The organism is Streptomyces sp. NBC_01217, from assembly GCF_035994185.1.
In the GTDB taxonomy this organism is placed as follows: Bacteria; Actinomycetota; Actinomycetes; order Streptomycetales; family Streptomycetaceae; genus Streptomyces.
The window spans coordinates 3,624,617-3,642,085 of record NZ_CP108538.1 but is presented as its reverse complement, the minus strand read 5'-3'; the positions used below and the strand labels follow the sequence as shown (position 1 = coordinate 3,642,085).

Genomic DNA, 17,469 nt, shown 5'->3' with positions numbered 1-17,469 from the left:
CCATGGGGTACGCCCATGACTATGCAGCCGCGATCCTTCGGCGCGGCCGGGTCCCGATGGACCCCGCCGATTTCGTACCGAACTGGTCCGACGGCCCGCGCAAGGCCAAGTTCTACCCCGGCGTCGACAGCCTGCCGCTGCCCGCCTGCGACTACCCGCCCCACGCGGCACTCGACCGGGGACTCGCCCAGGACGTGGACGAGGGGGCGGAGTTCGACCTCGCGCTGCTCTCCGGGATGCTCCGCGACTCCTACGGGCTGACCGGCCGCCGCCTGGGCGTCCAGGCCAACACCGACCTCGGCGCCCTGCCGCACTACCCGCTCGCCAACTGGTCCCGGGGCTCCGCGTCCGGCGGCGGTCTCTACCCGGTCAGCCTCTACTGGGTGTCCGGGCCGAGCGCTCCCGTACCGCCGGGGGTGCACTACTACTCCACCCGGCACCACGCGATGCAGCGGCTGCTGACCGGCGATGTGTCGGGCGAGGTGCGGGAGGCACTCGGCGACGGGGCGCCGGGTCCGGACACCGACCAGTACCTGATCCTCGGCATCAAGTACTGGCAGAACGCCTTCAAGTACAACAACTTCTCCTTCCACGCCGTGACCATGGACCTCGGGGCGTGCGTCCAGACCTGGCGGATGTGGGCCGGGGCGCGGGGGCTGTCCGTGCAGCCCGCGCTCTGGTTCGACGAGGAGCGGCTCGGACGGCTGCTCGGCGTGGACACGGCGGAGGAGGGCGTCTTCGCCGTCGTACCGCTGAAGTGGGCCGCCTCCGTACCGCCGGTGCGATCCGCGCCGCCCGCCGGTCCGGTCTCCGTGCGCCACCGGGACCATGAGCGTTCGCGTACGGTCCTCACCTTCGACGCGCTCCGGCGGATGCAGGCCGTCACCGCCGCCGGTGCCACCGACCGCCCCGGCCCCGCGGCCCTCGACCCGGCCGTCGCGCACCCCGCCGACCCGGCCCGCCCGGAGGTCGCGCTGCCGTCCTGCCCGCCGCTCGGCACGGACGTACGCACCGCACTGCGCGCCCGCCGCAGCAGCTTCGGCCGCTTCGATGCCCAACGCCCGCTGGAAGCCGCGCAGTTGGCGGCATGTCTGGCGGCCTCCGTGGCCGGTTCGCGGATCGGCGGGGATGCCGGAGGGCAGCGGCTGGCGAAGCTCTACGCGTTCGTCGGCCATGTCGAGGGGATCGCGCCCGGCGCGTACGAGTACGACCCCGACGCGCACGCCCTGCGGCTGGTGAAGGCGGGCGGGCCGGGCGAATTCCTCCAGAAGAACTACTTCCTGGCGAACTACAACCTGGAGCAGGCCGGTGCGGTGCTGGTGCCCACCGTCCGCAGCGAAGCCGTCATCGACGCCGTCGGGGACCGTGGATACCGCGTGGTCAACGCCACTGTCGGGGCGATCGCCCAGACCGCGTACACCACCGCGTCCGCGCTGGGCATCGGCTGCGGGGTGGCGCTCGGCTTCGACAACATCTCGTACATCGAGGAACTCTCCCTCGCCGGGACCGGCGAAGCGCCGCTGCTGATCATGCTGATCGGCAACGAACGGCCCGCCCCGGCCGACTTCCGGTACGAGCTCGCCTGAGCGCCGCCTCCCGTACGAGCTCGCCCCAGCGCCGCCACTTCCTACGACGACCGGAACGAGAAGGGGAGACCCCGCCATGACGCCGGACCACCCACCCACCGCCGCAACCCGCTCCCGCTTCATGCTGCGGGTCGCCGGGCTGCCGGTCGAGAGCGTGCGGGCGCTGCGCTGCCCGGACAGCCGCCGCTGGGCCGACGAAGTCCTGTACGCCACCGAGCGGTTGCGCGCCGACGGCGAACGGCTCGGCGACCTGATCCACGGCCTCGTCGGCGGCAGTGAGGACGAGGCGCTGCGCCGCACCCTCCTCGCACTGCGCCGCGACGTCTTCAACAACCGGCTGCCCAGGCCCGAGGCCGCCGACCGCGCCACGGACCTCGTGGAGAAACTCGACACGGCGGCCGGCGAGGCGCTGGCGGCCTGGCTCACCGGCCGCCGCCGACTGGAGGAGCACAGGGCGGCGGGCGCCGCCCTGCTCGCCGACGAGACCGGGCGTGCCCGCGCCGCGCTGCGCCGGATGGCGGGGGAGGAGCGGCTGCGCAAGGGGCTGCCGCTGGCGTCCCCGACGCTGGACGCCCAGCTCGACGCGTACGCGAGGAGCGATGCGGCCGCGCCCCCGGACAAAAAGCAGCGCAAGATCGAACGCTCGCTGCTCTCGTACCTCTACCGCACGGCGTGCAAGACCAGCCCGTTCTCCACGTTCACCGGCGTCGCGCTCGGCACCTTCACCAAGGGCGCGGGGGACGGGGGCCAGGGGCTTGGAGTCCAGGGGCTCGGAGTCCGGGTGGACGACGCATGGGCCGGGCGGCTGCGCCTCAATGTCGCCGCCGTCGGCAGGCTCGCGGAAGCCGTGATCGCGGACCCGGTCCGCCGCGCCGATCTGCCGGTCGCCCTCGCCTCCGGCTGGGGCCGGGACGACGACCGGGTCCGCTATGTGCGCCGCTGGGTCACCCAGGGCGACGAGGACAGCGCCGTCACCTTCGACGCGGTGAAGGACCGGCTGTTCTTTCTGCGCCGCAGCGGCACCCTGGAACGCCTCCTCGGCCTGTTCGAGGAGCACGGCACCCTCCGCTACGGGGAACTGGCCGGCTGGCTGGCCGAGGACCGGGGCGCGGACGAGCCGGAGTGCGCCCACTACCTCCGGGCGCTCCTCGACCTCGGCATGATCCAGGTCCCCTGCCTGCGGACCGAGGTCCACGACACCGATCCGCTGCGCGCCTTCCAGACCTCGCTGCGCGGACTCGGCCGCCCCTGGGCCGACCGCCTCGCCGAGCGGCTCGAAGCCCCCGCGGCCTGCGTCGAACGCTTCGCGGACGCCGGCCCGGACGAACGGCGGTCCCTGATGGAGGAGTTGCGCACCGCCCTGCGCGCCCTTCAGGAGGAGGAGCTCGGCACGGACCGGGCGAGAGTCCCGCAGACCCTGCTGTACGAGGACGTGTCGGCCGGGCGGCACACCGAACTCTCCGCCCCGGCCTGGGAGGAGCTGGCGGCCGGACCGCTCGGCGCGGTGGAACGCGTCCTGCCCGCCTTCGACCTGACCCTGCCGCAGCGCGTCACGTTCAAGGGGTTCTTCCTCGCCCGCTACGGGCAGGGCGGGCGCTGCGACGACCTGCTGAAGCTGGTCCACGACTTCCACGAGGACTTCTTCGACCAGTACATGTCGTTCACCGCGAAGCGCACGACGTTCGACGCGGACGGGAACTACGTACCCGAGGAGAACTGGCTCTCGCTGCCGCAGCTCAAGGCGCTCGACACGGCCCGGCAGACCTTCGTGGAGCGGATGCGCACGCTGTGGTCGCAGTGGGAGAAGGAGGGTGCGGGCAGCGGCGAGATCCGGATCGGTGACGACTTCCTCGACGAGGTGGCGTCCCAGCTGGAGCCGGTGGCAGCGGAGTTCACCCCGCTCGCCCACCATGTGCAGATCGTGGACCGGCCCGCAGACCCGCTGCTCGTCCTCAACCGTTCCTACGGGGGCGTCTCCTTCCCGTTCAGCAGGTTCACGCACCTCTTCGACGGCCTCGACGAGCAACTCCTCGATGCCGACGCCGACCTCGTGCCCGAGGGCGCCGTCCTTGCCGAGGTCACCGGCGGGCCCGTCACCAGCAACCTCAATCTGCACGGCCGGCTCACCGAGTACGAGATCGTCTGCCCCGGCGAGCGCGGCACCCTGCCCGAGGCGAACCGCATCCACCTGGACGACCTCCACCTCGCCCACGACCTGGCCACCGACCGGCTCGTGCTGCGCTCCACCCGGCTGGGCAAGGAGGTGGTGCCCGTCTACCTCGGCTATCTCGTCCCCCTCGCCCTGCCCGAACTGCCCCGCACCCTGCTGCTGCTCTCGCCGACCTCCATGTCCCCGCTCAATGTGTGGGGCGGCGTGCCCGAGGGCGCACCGGAGGGCGGGGTCACGACGAGGCCGCGGGTGCGGCACGGCAGCGTGGTGCTCGGCCGGCGCAGCTGGAGCGCGCCCGCCGCCGTACTTCCGCTGCGCGGACCGGGGGCCGGGGACGACGCGTGGTTCCTGGACTGGCACGCGTTCCGCCGCGCCCACGCACTGCCCGACCGGGTCTTCGCCACCATCGCGGACAGCGGCGCGCGCGGGGCGACCGGGGCCAAGCCGAGCTATGTCGACTTCGACAGCCCGCTCTCCCTGGCCGCCTTCGAGGCACTGATCAAGACCGCCGGGGCCCGGGTCGTCTTCCGGGAAATGCTGCCCGACGAGGACGGGCTGCACACCGTCTCCGGCCGGGGCCGCCATGTCGCCGAACTGGCGGTGGAGACCGCCGCCCCCGCCCGAAGGAGGGACCACTCATGACCTCAGCCCCGCCCACCCCCGCCGCCACGGAGACCCGCGGGGCGGGAGCCTGGCAGGCGCACCACATCTTCTACGCCGCCAACCCCCGCTTCATGCTGACCCGGTGCATCCGCCGGCTGGTGGAGGAGTTGGAGGCGGACGGCCTGCTGGACGGCTACTTCTTCATCAACTACTGGCTGGAGGGCCCCCATGTGAGGCTGCGGATCAGGCCCTCGTCCCCGGACGCCGAGGCCGAGGTCCGGCGCCGCACTGAGGCCGCCGTCGACGCGTTCCTGGCCGAACGGCCCGCGCTGTACGAGGTGGACTCCGGATTCCTCAACGACTTCTACAACACCCTCTTCGACATCGAGTTCCCCGGCGCCGAACGCGGCCAGTACCTGGACGACCGGGGCCGGATGAACCTGCGCCCCAACAACTCGCGCAGCGAGGAGCGTTACGAGCCGGAGTACGGCAAATACGGCGGCCCGGCCGGGATCGAGCTCGCCGAATGGCACTTCAGGCACTCCAGCGATCTGGTCATCGACGCCTTCCGGACCAAGAACCTCCATCTGCGGACCGTGCTGCTCGGCACGTCCGCCCAGCTCATGATGGTGATGGCCGCCGCCTTCCTGCCGGAGAGGCGGGAACTCGCCGACTACCTCGACAGCTATTACGAGTTCTGGCACCGGGCCTTCCCGGGCACCGGCTTCATCGGCAGCGACGAGTACGACCGCAACTACGCCTCGATGGCCGCCGGTCTGGCCGCCCGCTTCGCCGGCATCCGGGCCGCCGTGGCCGGCGGGGAGGGCGCGGCGCGACTGCCCGGCTCCCTCGCGGGCTGGGCCGAGCACTGCATCGAACTGCGTGACAGAGCGGTCGAGTTGACCCTCAGAGGTGATCTGACGTTCCGTTCGTGGAACGGCGAGCGCGACGAGGTGGTCACCGACCCGGCACTCTCCCTGCCGCTGCTCCTGTCCCCGTACATGCATATGACCAACAACCGGCTGCACGTGACGATCAGGGACGAGGCCTACCTCGCGCATGTGCTCGGCCGGGCCCTGCGGGAGCCGGAATGAGCGCCGCAGCCGATGCCGACGCCGCTGCCGGCGCACTCGCCGAGTACCGGCCCGCACTGCGGTCCCGGGTCCTGCTCAGCGGCGCGCTGCTGCAGGGCGCCGCGACGGTGCACCTGATCAAGGACGCCGACAGCGGCAGCTCCTTCAGGGTCGGCCCCAAGGAGCACTTCCTCATCGCCAGGATGGACGGGGAGCGCAGCCTGCGGGAGATCGGCGAGGAGTACGCGCGGGAGTACGGGCGCAGGCTGGACGGCGCCCGCTGGCAGCAGATCCTGCGGACGCTCGGGACGCGGGGTCTGCTGGCCGGGGCCGACGCGCGTACGCCCGCCACTCCGGCGCCTGCGCCTGCCGTGAAGGCTCCCGCCGAGTCCGGGCGCGGGGTGCTGCGCGGCAGCATCCGGGTGGTCGCCGACGCGGACGCCACCACCGCCCGGCTGCACCGGGCGGTCGGCTTCCTGCTGACCCCGGGATGGCTGGTGCCGCTGTTGGCCCTGGTGGTGGCGATGGAGGTGCTGGTAGTTCTGCGGGCGGGTGAACTCCTCATCGACGTAAGGGGATTGTTCGCCGACCCTGTCCTGCTCACGGCCGCCGCCATGCTGCTCTGGCTCAGCACCGCCCTGCATGAACTCGCCCATGGAGTCGTCGCCCGGCACTACGGCGGCACAGTGGCCGAAATCGGACTGCGCTGGCGGCTGCCCGTGGTCATCATGTACTGCACGGTCGACAACTACCTTTATCTGGGCACCCGTTGGCAACGCATTCACACGGCACTGGCGGGCGCGGTCATGAACCTGCTGTTCCTGCTGCCGTTCTGCGCGCTGTGGCTGTACGCCCCGCTCGACACGGCCACCCACGAGGCGCTCGGCGCCCTGCTGCTCATCGGCAGCGCGCAGGCGCTCGCCATGCTGGTCCCCCTCCCGCCGCTCGACGGCTACCGGGTCGTGAGCCAGCTGTGCGGGGCCACCGAACTGGCCGCGTCGACCGGTGCGTACCTGCGCCTGGCTGCCCGCCGCGACCCGGCGGCGGGCGGCTACCCGCGCCGCGCCCGGACCGCGTACCTCGCCTACGGGCTGGGCACGGTCCTCGTCCTCGTACTGATCCTCGCCGCCTTCGTGGCGGGCACCCGCCACCTGCTGACCGCATGACCGCCGACCGCACGCCGACCCGCAGCCCAGCAGGTCCGACCCGCCGATCAGCGGCGGACAAGGAGAAGTCCATGACCCCCACCGCCCCTTCCGCCTCCCCGGGGAGCCAGGCAGGACCTGACGGCGGCGGCCGTCCGGCGGCCGTCGTCCTCGACGACGTACACAAGCGGTACGGCGACACACATGCGGTCGACGGGGTGTCCTTCACCGTGGCGCGCGGCGAGTTCTTCGGACTGCTCGGCCCCAACGGGGCGGGCAAGACCACCCTCGTCGAGATCATGGAGGGGCAGCGCAGGGCCGACTCCGGGACCGTGACCGTCCTCGGCGCCGCCCCCTGGCCGCGCAACACGGCCCTGCTGCCCAGACTCGGCGTACAGACCCAGACCTCGGCGTTCTTCGTCCGCCTCACCGCCCGGGAACATCTGCGCACCATGGCCGCTCTCTACCGGACGGACCACGCGGCGGCCGAACGCGCACTGGCCGGTGTCGGTCTCACCGAGCAGGGCGACACCCGGGTCGACGACCTCTCCGGGGGCCAGCGCCAGCGGCTCGCCATCGCCTCCGCGCTGGTCCACGACCCCGAGCTGATCTTCCTGGACGAGCCGACCGCCGCCCTCGACCCACAGGCCCGGCGCGCCCTGTGGCAGGTGCTGCGCGACCTCAAGGGCGCGGGCCGCACCATCGTCTACACCACCCACCATCTCGACGAGGCCGAGGCGCTCTGCGACCGCGTCGCCATCATGGTCGACGGCGCCGTGGTCGCCCTCGACAGCCCCGCCCGGCTGATCGCCGCCGCCGAACCCACCACCCGGCTGCTGGTCCCGGCGGGCCGGATGACCCTTGACGAGGCGCGGGCCATCGAGGGCGTCGACAGTGTCACCGAGGAGTCCGGCGCCCTCGTGCTGGAGACCCTCGAATCGGGCAGGGTCCTGGCCGCGATCGACGCCCTGGCCGGACTCCAGGGCGTACAGACGCGCACCGTCGGCCTCGAAGACGTCTATCTGACGCTCACCGGGACAAGGCTCACCGGGACACAGTCCGGCGCACCGCAGCCATAGGCCCGAACAGCCGCCCCGGCCCCTGTGGCCCCCGCGCCCCCACCACCCTCGCACCCAGCGATACGGAGACACCCCGATGAGCGCATACACGGCGCTGAGCCAGGCCGGATACCGGGCCTACACGCGCGACCGGACCACCCTCTTCTTCACCTTCGCCTTCCCGCTCATCTTCCTGGTGGTCTTCGGACTGATCTTCCACGGCAAGACGGTCGAGGAGAGCGGCAAGCCGTACATCAACTACATCGCCCCCGGCGTCCTGTCGTGGGGCGTTGCCAACGCCGCCGTGTTCGGGGTCGGATTCGTCCTCATGCAGTGGCGGCGCGACGACATCCTGCGTCTGATCCGGATGTCCCCGACTCCGGTCTCCGCCGTCCTGGCCTCCCGCTACGTCCTGACGCTGGGCATCGGAGCCGTACAGGCCGTGCTGTTCGTGGCCGTGGCCCTGCTGCCCTCGTTCGGCCTCCGGCTGGACGGCCGCTGGCCGCTCGCCCTGCCGGTCCTGGTCATCGGCATCACCGCGTTCCTCGGGCTGGGGGTCATCGTCGGCAGTTACGCCAGGACGCCCGAGGCCGTCGCCGCCGTCGCCAACTGCCTGATGATTCCCATGGCGTTCCTGTCCGGATCGTTCTTCCCGCTGGACGCCATGCCCAACTGGATGCAGAACCTCTCGCGCGTACTGCCGCTGCGCTACTTCAACGACGCCGTCTCCGGCGCCCTCACCGGCGACGGCACCACCGGGGACATCGCACTGTCCTGCGCGGTGCTCGCCGGTTTCGCCCTCGTCCTGTGCGCGATCGCGATCAAGACCTTCCGCTGGAGCGACAAGTCATGACGACCGCCGCCGCCATCGCCACGACCCCGCCCGTGCGCGGCGAGAGCCCACTGGAAGCGGCCCGCGCCGACCTCCAGCGGGAACTGACCCTCCGATACGGGAAGCTGTCCGCGCCGCCGTCCCTGCCCGCCCCGCTCGTCGTCCCCCTCGGCGCGGCTGACACCCTCGGCCACGGCCTCCCCGACCCGTACGCGGACACCCGCCCGCCCGCCAACATCCAGCTCACCGCCCGTGCCGTGCTGATCGGGCCCTGGGGCGGTGAGCCCGGCACCACCGTCTGCGGGCAGTGCCTGGCCATGCGCTGGCAGCGGCTGCGCAGCCGCTCGGAGCGCGAGGCCCTGGAGCTCGGCCACGCACCGCAGGGTGCCGCCCACTGGCCGGTCCTCACCGACTACGCGGTCGACGCCGTCTGGGCCCTCTACCGCGCCGTGCTGGGCGGCGGCCACGACACCCCCGACGCGACCCCGGCCGACCGCGCCCTGCCCCGGGTCACCCGGCTCGACGTGGTGACCCTCGCCACCGCGACGTTCCCGCTCCTGCCCGAACCCCTCTGCCCCTCCTGCGTCCACGAGGTCCCCGACACCGCCGCCTCGGCCCGCATGGTCCTGCGCCCCGCGCCCAAACCCGACCCGGACGGCTACCGGCTGCGCACCCTCGCCTCCTACCCCCTGCCGCTCGCGGCCCTCGCCAACCCGGTGTGCGGCGCTCTTGGCTCCGACATCCGGATCAACCCGACGTCCACCACCACGGCACCGGTCGCGGGCAGCCATTTCGTACGCGGTCACGCCGGCCTCAACGACGTCACCTGGAGCGGCCAGGCCAACAGCTACGGCACCAGCCGCACCCTCGCCCACCTGGAGGGCCTGGAGCGGTACGCGGGCACCACGCGCAGACGCGGCACCTCACCCGTCGTCGGCGCCCACACCCGGCTGGCCGACCACGCGCTCGACCCCGCCGACTGCGGTCTCTACGCCCCCGAGACGTACGCGAGCGACCCCATGGTCTCCCCGTTCGACCCGGACCGGCCCATTCCATGGGTGTGGGGGCACTCCCTGCGCGACGACCGCCCTCTCCTGGTACCCGCCAGGCTCGCCCACTACAGCTCCGGGACCGACGCCGACAACTTCGTCTTCGAATGCTCCAACGGCTGTGCCACCGGCGCCGCTCCGGAGGAGGCCATCCTCTACGGGCTCCTGGAAATCATCGAACGGGACGCCTTCCTCCTGGCCTGGCACGGCCGCGTTCCGCTCACCGCGATCGACCTCACGAGCTGCCGTTCCCCGGCCGTCCGCACGATGACCGACCGGGCGGCGCTGCACGGCTACGACGTCCATGCCTTCGACACACGGATGGACCTGGGCGTCCCCGTCGTCACGGCCCTCGCGGTGCGCAGGGACGGCGGGCCGGGGACGCTGTCGTTCGCGGCCGCCGCCGGATTCGACCCGGAGAGCACGGTCGAGTCGGCCCTGTCCGAAGTCCTCACCTACATTCCGCACCTGCCCCGCCAGGTCGCCGAACGCCACGGTGAACTCGCCGCCATGGCCGAGGACTTCACTCTCGTGCGGCAGCTGAAGGACCACGCCCAGCTCTACGGGCTTCCCGCGATGACCGAGCACGCGAAGGAGTACCTGAACCCCGTCGCCGTACTCCCGCTCGCCGAGACCTTCGCTGACTGGGAGCCGCAGCGCCCCCGCACCGGAGACCTGCTGGACGACCTGAACCTGCTGCGCGACCGGCTCACCGCCGCCGGGCACGACGTCATCGCGGTCGATCAGACCACCCCCGAGCAGCGCCGGATGGGCCTGCACACCGTCGCCGCCCTCGTCCCTGGCCTCCTGCCGCTGGACTTCGGCTGGAGCAGGCAGCGCGCCCTGCTGATGCCCCGGCTGCGGACGGCGCTGCGGGCGGCGGGACGGCGGGGCGAGGACCTTCCGGAGTCCGCGGTCAAGCGCGTCCCGCACCCCTTCCCGTGACCGGCACGGACGCAACGGCCGCAGGCCCCCTTCGCGTTCGCGCCGCGAAGAGGGCCTGCGGACGTGCGGGGTGTGCGACCGGCTCAGGCGGAGCAGGAGGTGGTGCTGGTGGTGCTGGAGCAGGTCGACGTCGAGGAGCAGGACGTCGAAGCGGCGAGCACGACCTCCGCGGCGTCCGAGTAGTCCGAGATCTCGAAGGTCTCCGACTCCAGCTCCAGGATCTCGTCGGCGAGAGTGGCGAGCTCGGTCTTCGGGGCCATGGTGTTCTCCCTCGGGTCGTGGGGACCGGCCGGTTGTTCCGGCGCTGTTCCCCTGTGGGTGAAGCCATTGGAGCGGGGGCCGCTGTCAGATCGGCCGCGCTTTCGCTGTCAGATCGCTGGCACCCGATGACAGCGGAACGCCGAATTTCTGAGGCCGGGGCGGCGCAGGCTCACGGAAGAGGCCGAACCCGCCCGGCGGAACGAGGTGAGATGCCATGAAGGAGACCCCCACCCCGCCCGAATCCCCGCCCCCGCTCGGTGATGTTCCGCGGGAGATCCTGCGCAGCGCGATCGAGCTCTACCTCGATGTGCACGCACACCCGGAGCTCTCCGGGGCCGAGAGGCGCACCGCCGACCGGTTCGCCGCCCATCTGGAGGCGAGCGGCTGCACGGTCACCCGCAAGGTCGGCGGCGGCCACGGACTCGTGGGCGTCCTGCGCAACGGGGCGGGTCCGGTCGTCATGCTCCGCACCGAACTCGACGCGCTCCCGGTCACCGAGCGCACCGGCCTCGCCTACGCGAGCACCGTGCCCGGTGTGATGCACGCCTGCGGACACGACCTCCATCTCGCCGCGGTCGCCGGTGCGGTGGCCGAACTCGCCCGGACACGCTCCGCATGGCGCGGCACCGTCCTGGTGGTGGGCCAGCCCGCCGAGGAGACCCTGACCGGGGCGCGGCAGATGCTGGCGGACGGGCTGTACGAGCGGTTCGGGACGCCGGACGTGGTCCTCGCCCAGCACACCTCGCCCGCACCCGCGGGAACCCTCGCGCATGCCGCGGACTTCCGCACCCCGCTGATGGCGGCCGGCGCGGCGGTGGACGTCACCCTGTACGGCCGCGGCGGCCACGCGGGCACCCCGCACCTCGCCGTCGACCCGGTCCTCGCGGCGGCGGCCACCGTCCTGCGGCTCCAGTCCGTCGTCTCGCGGGAGACCGCACCGGCCGAGCACGCGGTGCTGAGCGTCGGAACGCTGCGGGCCGGGGAGCGCGGCAACGTGATCCCGGACACGGCCGAACTCACCCTGTGCATGAGGGCGTTGTCCGATCCGGTGCTCGACCGCATGACGGCCGCCGCGCTGCGGATCGTGAGGGCCGAATGCGCGGCGTCCGGCTGCCCGAGGGATCCGGACTTCACCGTCACCGCCCGCTCGCCCGCCCTGCTGACCGACGCCGCCGCCACCGCGTCCGTACGCGGGGCGCACGAGGCGCTGTTCGGACCGGAACGCGTCACGGACTGCGGCCCCCTCACGGCCACCGAGGACTTCTCGTGGTTCGGCTCCCGGGGCGTGGCGACGGTGTACTGGATGCTCGGCGTGAGCGGGGTACGGCAGTGGCGCGCGGCACGGGACGGCGGGACGCACGTGCCGCCCAACCATTCCCCGGAGTTCGCCCCGGACGTCCGTACCGCGCTGCCTGCCGGGATCACGGCGATGGCGTCGGCCGCCGGACAGGTGCTGACCCGGGAAGGGGACACGACATGACCCACCCCGATCCTCCGCAGCCCCCGCCCCGCGCCAACCCCGCCCATGTCGACATGGTCACCGTCCGCCGGGACAGCACCGCGCCGACCGGCGAGACCACCGTCGTACGCCTGTTGAGCCTGCTCCCCGCCCACTGGGCCTGCACCCCGCGGTTCGTGGGCCCCGACCGGATCGCCCTGCGCATCGCCCTGGACCCCGCCGTCGATCCCCGCACGGTCCGCCGCGCCGTCTCCAGTGCCCTCGCCGACCGGGCACTGGAGGGCTGGGCGGAGGAGAAGCGGTGAGGACACGCAGGCGCCCCGCGGCCCGGTTCAGATCCAGCCGCGTTCCCGGGCCAGCAGCGCCGCCTGAGCCCGGCTGGCCGCGCCGAGCTTCTGCATCAGGTCGGCGACGTGCCGCCGGTAGGTCCGCACCGAGACGCCCAACTCACGGGCGCCCGCCTCGTCCTTGCCGACGGTGCACATCGACACCAGCACCCGCCGTTCGGTCTCCGACAGGCCGGCGTCCGACACCGCGGTGTCCGCGCCGATCGCCTGCGAGAGATCGTCCGCCTGGTCCCAGATCTTCTCGAAGAGGGCGATGATGTTGGAGACCAGACCGCTGCGGTGGGCGAGCAGCGCGCCGCGCGAGGTGTTGTGCGGATCGAGGGGTACGAGCGCCGCCTTGCGGTCGTACACCAGCAGCCGCTCGGCGGCGTGCGCCGTGACCCGGATCGAGGCCCCGTGCTCGGCGAGCTCCCGCAGATAGGCGGCGGTCGCCGGGTCCCGCAGCGCGGCCTGTGCGACGACGTTGCGGATGCGCACGCCGCGCCGCAGGCATCGCAGGTCCAGCGGGCGGGAGCGGGCGATGTTCTCGGGCGACAGCTTGGTGTACGGCTCCACGGAGAGGATCTCGTCCCGGGCGAAGAAGGCGAGGTCGTCGATCCGGTTACGGATCTGCGCGAGCCCCTCCAGCTGCTCGATGCCCGGGGGCGGGGGTCTTCGCGTCCCCTGCTCCGCGCGTAGACCGTCGATGACATGGCGGGACCGGGTGACGCGCTGCAGCTCCTGGTGGAGGGTGTGCAGCCGTAAGTCGATCAGCCGGGCCAGCGCGACTTCGGGGTCTGTCGGGAAGATGCGCAGGTCGGTGCCCTCGGGGTGGAGCAGTCCGAGCTCCTGGAGCCGGTCGACGCACGAGCGCGCGAGCTGTGGATCGGTGTGCAGCAGGAGGTGCAGATCGTCGGTGGCGGTGCCGGGGTTGCGCAGGAAGTGCCGGTAGATCTCTTCCTCGGTCTCCGAGACCCCGAATATCGACATCTCGTTCTCGCCCACGTGTGCCCTCGCTGCCTGGTCCATGCGCGGCCGCGCACTTCCGGGGATCGCCCGTGAGTGCCGGTCGACGGCTGCCGTACTCACTACCCGTGCAACTGTTTGTGGAATCTTGACCAAAGCGTAGACGCTGGGGACATTTCTGTGACGGTCCGGGACGCAACTGTGTGGGATCACGGAGATGAATGGTGCGTGGCCGACGACGAGCGGCGCCGGACGGGCGCCGGACGGTGCGACTCCCCGTCGTCCGCTCCCGTCGCCCGCGCCCCGAGCCGACCCGCTGGCCGGATTGCGCACGCGGCTGTCACAGGGGAGTCGTACGCTGGGAAACACCCCGGCCCGTGAGACGTGTCGGGTCCTTCGCGTTGCCCCCTGGCAGCAGCCGGCTGTCAGACCTCGCCCTCGTTACCCGGACGGAAGCCCTTCATGAGCCTGCACGGCCTGCTGGATGTCGTCGTACGTGACCCGGCACTCTCCGAAGCGGTGAAGGCCGCCGCCGACGGTCACCGGATGCATGTCGACCTCGTCGGCCCGTCCGCCGCCCGGCCCTTCGCCGTGGCCGCGCTGGCCCGTGAGACCGGGCGCACCGTGCTCGCCGTCACCGCGACCGGCCGGGAGGCCGAGGACCTCGCGGCCGCGCTGCGCACCCTGCTGCCGCCGGACACGGTCGCCGAGTTCCCGTCCTGGGAGACCCTGCCGCACGAGCGGCTCTCGCCCCGCTCCGACACCGTGGGCCGCCGCCTCGCCGTGCTGCGGCGCCTGGCGCACCCGCGGAAGGACGACCCGGAGACCGGTCCGGTCAACGTGGTCGTCGCACCGGTTCGTTCCGTGCTCCAGCCGCAGGTCAAGGGGCTGGGCGACCTGGAACCCGTAGCGCTGCGCATCGGGCAGAGCGCCGACCTCGGCAAGACGGTCCAGGCGCTGGCGGCAGCCGCGTACTCCCGGGTCGAACTGGTCGAGAAGCGCGGCGAGTTCGCCGTGCGCGGCGGCATCCTGGACGTCTTCCCGCCGACCGAGGAGCACCCCCTTCGGGTGGAGTTCTGGGGCGACGACGTCGAGGAGATCCGCTACTTCAAGATCGCCGACCAGCGGTCGCTGGAGATCGCCGAGCACGGGCTGTGGGCACCGCCCTGCCGTGAGCTGCTGCTGACCGACGAGGTGCGCGAGCGGGCCGCCGCGCTCGCCGAGCTCCACCCGGAGCTGGGCGAACTGCTCGGCAAGATCGCCGAGGGGATCGCGGTGGAGGGCATGGAGTCCCTCGCCCCGGTCCTCGTCGACGACATGGAACTGCTGCTGGACGTGCTGCCGAAGGGCTCGATGGCGCTGGTCTGCGACCCTGAGCGGGTCCGTACCAGGGCGGCGGACCTGGTCGCCACCAGCCAGGAGTTCCTCCAGGCGTCCTGGGCGGCGACCGCGGGCGGCGGCGAGGCCCCGATCGATGTCGGCGCGGCCTCCCTGTGGGGCATCGCGGACGTCCGGGACCGGGCCCGCGAGCTGGAGATGATGTGGTGGTCGGTCTCCCCGTTCGCCGCGGACGACGAGCTCGACGAGGACACCCTCAAACTCTCGATGCACGCTCCCGAGACGTACCGCGGCGACACCGCCCGCGCGCTGGCCGACACCAAGGGCTGGATCGCCGACGGCTGGCGCACGGTGTACGTCACCGAGGGCCAGGGGCTCGCCTCCCGTACCGTCGAGGTGCTGAGCGGCGAGGGCATCGCCGCCCGCCTCGACGCGGACCTGGCGGAGATCTCCCCGTCCCTCGTCCATGTCTCGTGCGGCGCGATCGACCAGGGCTTCGTCGACCCGGCGCTCAGGCTCGCCGTCCTGACCGAGACGGACCTGACGGGTCAGCGCACCGCGACCAAGGACCTGGGCCGGATGCCGGCCCGCCGCCGCAAGACGATCGACCCGCTGACGCTGGAGACCGGCGACTACATCGTCCACGAACAGCACGGTGTGGGCCGCTACATCGAGATGGTGCAGCGCACCGTGCAGGGCGCCACCCGCGAGTACCTCCTCGTCGAGTACGCCCCCGCCAAGCGCGGCCAGCCCGGCGACCGTCTGTACATCCCGACCGACCAGCTGGAACAGGTCACCAAGTACGTCGGCGGCGAGGCGCCCACCCTGCACCGGCTCGGCGGCGCCGACTGGACGAAGACCAAGGCGCGCGCGAAGAAGGCCGTCAAGGAGATCGCCGCCGACCTGATCAAGCTGTACTCGGCGCGGATGGCGGCCCCCGGCCATGTCTTCGGCCCCGACACCCCCTGGCAGCGCGAACTGGAGGACGCCTTCCCGTACGCGGAGACGCCCGACCAGCTCACCACCATCGCCGAGGTCAAGGAGGACATGGAGAAGTCCGTCCCGATGGACCGGCTGATCTGCGGCGACGTCGGCTACGGCAAGACGGAGATCGCGGTACGGGCGGCCTTCAAGGCGGTCCAGGACGGCAAGCAGGTCGCCGTCCTCGTCCCCACCACCCTCCTGGTCCAGCAGCACTACGGCACGTTCACCGAGCGCTACTCCCAATTCCCGGTCAACGTGAGGGCGCTGAGCCGCTTCCAGTCCGACTCCGAGTCCAAGTCGACTCTCGAAGGACTCCGCGAGGGCTCCGTCGACCTGGTCATCGGCACCCACCGCCTCTTCTCCTCCGAGACGAAGTTCAAGGACCTGGGCCTGGTCATCGTCGACGAGGAGCAGCGCTTCGGCGTCGAGCACAAGGAGCAGCTGAAGAAGCTCCGCGCCAACGTGGACGTCCTCACCATGTCCGCGACGCCCATCCCCCGTACGCTCGAAATGGCCGTGACGGGCATCCGCGAGATGTCGACGATCACCACGCCTCCCGAGGAGCGCCACCCGGTCCTCACCTTCGTCGGCCCGTACGAGGAGAAGCAGATCGGCGCGGCGATCCGCCGTGAACTGCTCCGTGAGGGCCAGGCGTTCTACATCCACAACCGCGTCGAGTCGATCGACCGGGCCGCCGCCCGCCTGCGCGAGATCGTCCCCGAGGCGCGGATCGCGACCGCACACGGCCAGATGTCCGAACAGTCCCTGGAGCAGGTGGTGGTGGACTTCTGGGAGAAGAAGTTCGACGTCCTGGTCTCCACGACGATCGTCGAGTCCGGCATCGACATCTCCAACGCCAACACCCTGATCGTGGAGCGCGGCGACAACTTCGGTCTCTCCCAGCTCCACCAGCTGCGCGGCCGCGTCGGCCGTGGCCGCGAGCGCGGCTACGCCTACTTCCTGTATCCGCCGGAGAAGCCCCTCACCGAGACGGCCCACGAGCGCCTGGCCACGATCGCCCAGCACACCGAGATGGGCGCGGGCATGTACGTGGCGATGAAGGACCTCGAAATCCGCGGCGCCGGAAACCTTCTGGGAGGCGAACAGTCCGGCCACATCGCGGGCGTCGGCTTCGACCTCTACGTACGCATGGTCGGCGAGGCGGTGGCCGACTACCGGGCCTCCCTCGAAGGCGGCGTCGAGGAGGAAGCGCCCCTGGAGGTCAAGATCGAGCTCCCGGTCGACGCCCACGTCCCCCACGACTACGCCCCCGGCGAGCGGCTGCGCCTCCAGGCGTACCGCGCCATCGCCTCCGCCAACACGGAGGACGACATCAGGGCCGTCCGCGAGGAACTCACCGACCGCTACGGCAAGCTCCCCGAACCGGTCGAGAACCTCCTCCTGGTCGCCGGCCTGCGCATGCTCTCCCGCGCCTGCGGCGTCGGCGAGATCGTGCTCCAGGGCCCGAACATCCGCTTCGCCCCGGTCGAGCTGCGCGAATCCCAGGAACTCCGCCTGAAGCGCCTCTACCCCAAAACGGTCATCAAACCGGCCGTCCACCAGATCCTGGTCCCCCGCCCCACCACCGGCAAGATCGGCGGCAAGCCGGTCGTCGGCCGTGAACTGCTGGCGTGGACGGGGGAGTTCCTCGCGACGATCCTGGGGTCGTGAGGA

At 72.0% G+C, this 17,469-nt stretch carries 12 protein-coding genes; 10 read left to right on the top strand and 2 right to left on the bottom strand.

The window, feature by feature from the left end:
* Positions 1-2: 2 nt before the first annotated feature.
* The 7 genes from OG507_RS15945 (at position 3) to OG507_RS15915 (ending at position 10,461) form a co-directional block, all read left to right on the top strand.
* On the top strand, positions 3-1,586 hold the full coding sequence (locus OG507_RS15945; RefSeq protein WP_327367859.1) for a SagB family peptide dehydrogenase: 1,584 nt from the start codon (positions 3-5) through the stop codon (positions 1,584-1,586).
* Positions 1,587-1,662: 76 nt separating this feature from the next.
* Positions 1,663-4,398, top strand: a complete 2,736-nt coding sequence (locus tag OG507_RS15940; RefSeq protein ID WP_327367858.1) for a lantibiotic dehydratase — start codon at positions 1,663-1,665, stop codon at positions 4,396-4,398.
* A complete protein-coding gene (locus OG507_RS15935; RefSeq protein WP_327367857.1) occupies positions 4,395-5,453 on the top strand; it encodes a lantibiotic dehydratase C-terminal domain-containing protein in 1,059 nt (352 codons plus the stop codon). The genes OG507_RS15940 and OG507_RS15935 overlap by 4 nt, the downstream gene beginning before the upstream one ends.
* Positions 5,450-6,598, top strand: a complete 1,149-nt coding sequence (locus OG507_RS15930; protein WP_327367856.1) for a metalloprotease — start codon at positions 5,450-5,452, stop codon at positions 6,596-6,598. Before OG507_RS15935 ends, OG507_RS15930 begins: the two co-directional genes overlap by 4 nt.
* A 71-nt stretch (positions 6,599-6,669) precedes the next feature.
* A complete protein-coding gene (locus OG507_RS15925; RefSeq protein ID WP_327367855.1) occupies positions 6,670-7,656 on the top strand; it encodes an ABC transporter ATP-binding protein in 987 nt (328 codons plus the stop codon).
* A gap of 76 nt (positions 7,657-7,732) precedes the next feature.
* Positions 7,733-8,488 (top strand): ABC transporter permease, encoded by a 756-nt coding sequence (locus tag OG507_RS15920; protein WP_327367854.1) that lies wholly within the window; start codon positions 7,733-7,735, stop codon positions 8,486-8,488.
* Entirely contained in the window at positions 8,485-10,461 is a 1,977-nt protein-coding gene (locus tag OG507_RS15915) for a TOMM precursor leader peptide-binding protein (protein ID WP_327367853.1), read from the top strand. The genes OG507_RS15920 and OG507_RS15915 overlap by 4 nt, the downstream gene beginning before the upstream one ends.
* An 83-nt stretch (positions 10,462-10,544) precedes the next feature.
* Here OG507_RS15915 and OG507_RS15910 read toward each other — a convergent pair whose 3' ends face one another.
* Positions 10,545-10,721: a thiazolylpeptide-type bacteriocin gene (locus OG507_RS15910; protein ID WP_327367852.1), complete on the bottom strand. Its 177-nt coding sequence runs from the start codon at positions 10,719-10,721 to the stop codon at positions 10,545-10,547.
* 215 nt (positions 10,722-10,936) lie between these two features.
* Between OG507_RS15910 and OG507_RS15905 the strand changes: the two genes are divergently transcribed.
* The gene (locus OG507_RS15905; RefSeq protein WP_327367851.1) at positions 10,937-12,202 is read left to right on the top strand and encodes an amidohydrolase; all 1,266 of its coding nucleotides are present in this window, start codon (positions 10,937-10,939) and stop codon (positions 12,200-12,202) included.
* Positions 12,199-12,486, top strand: coding sequence for a hypothetical protein (locus OG507_RS15900; protein ID WP_327367850.1), 288 nt, complete (start codon positions 12,199-12,201; stop codon positions 12,484-12,486). Before OG507_RS15905 ends, OG507_RS15900 begins: the two co-directional genes overlap by 4 nt.
* A gap of 27 nt (positions 12,487-12,513) precedes the next feature.
* On the opposite strand, the gene OG507_RS15895 is transcribed toward OG507_RS15900, so the two are convergent.
* Positions 12,514-13,512: a LuxR C-terminal-related transcriptional regulator gene (locus tag OG507_RS15895; protein WP_327371990.1), complete on the bottom strand. Its 999-nt coding sequence runs from the start codon at positions 13,510-13,512 to the stop codon at positions 12,514-12,516.
* 423 nt (positions 13,513-13,935) lie between these two features.
* Between OG507_RS15895 and mfd the strand changes: the two genes are divergently transcribed.
* A complete protein-coding gene (gene mfd / locus OG507_RS15890; protein WP_327367849.1) occupies positions 13,936-17,466 on the top strand; it encodes a transcription-repair coupling factor in 3,531 nt (1,176 codons plus the stop codon).
* The last annotated feature ends 3 nt before the right edge of the window (positions 17,467-17,469 follow it).

Excerpts from the sequence above, each read along its gene's own strand:
- OG507_RS15900 (WP_327367850.1), top strand. The coding sequence starts at position 12,199 with ATGACCCACCCCGATCCTCCGCAGCCCCCGCCCCGCGCCAACCCCGCC.
- OG507_RS15945 (WP_327367859.1), top strand. The coding sequence starts at position 3 with ATGGGGTACGCCCATGACTATGCAGCCGCGATCCTTCGGCGCGGCCGG.
- OG507_RS15940 (WP_327367858.1), top strand. The coding sequence starts at position 1,663 with ATGACGCCGGACCACCCACCCACCGCCGCAACCCGCTCCCGCTTCATG.
- OG507_RS15920 (WP_327367854.1), top strand. The coding sequence starts at position 7,733 with ATGAGCGCATACACGGCGCTGAGCCAGGCCGGATACCGGGCCTACACG.
- OG507_RS15930 (WP_327367856.1), top strand. The coding sequence starts at position 5,450 with ATGAGCGCCGCAGCCGATGCCGACGCCGCTGCCGGCGCACTCGCCGAG.
- OG507_RS15925 (WP_327367855.1), top strand. The coding sequence starts at position 6,670 with ATGACCCCCACCGCCCCTTCCGCCTCCCCGGGGAGCCAGGCAGGACCT.
- OG507_RS15905 (WP_327367851.1), top strand. The coding sequence starts at position 10,937 with ATGAAGGAGACCCCCACCCCGCCCGAATCCCCGCCCCCGCTCGGTGAT.
- OG507_RS15935 (WP_327367857.1), top strand. The coding sequence starts at position 4,395 with ATGACCTCAGCCCCGCCCACCCCCGCCGCCACGGAGACCCGCGGGGCG.
- OG507_RS15910 (WP_327367852.1), bottom strand. The coding sequence starts at position 10,721 with ATGGCCCCGAAGACCGAGCTCGCCACTCTCGCCGACGAGATCCTGGAG.
- OG507_RS15915 (WP_327367853.1), top strand. The coding sequence starts at position 8,485 with ATGACGACCGCCGCCGCCATCGCCACGACCCCGCCCGTGCGCGGCGAG.
- mfd (WP_327367849.1), top strand. The coding sequence starts at position 13,936 with ATGAGCCTGCACGGCCTGCTGGATGTCGTCGTACGTGACCCGGCACTC.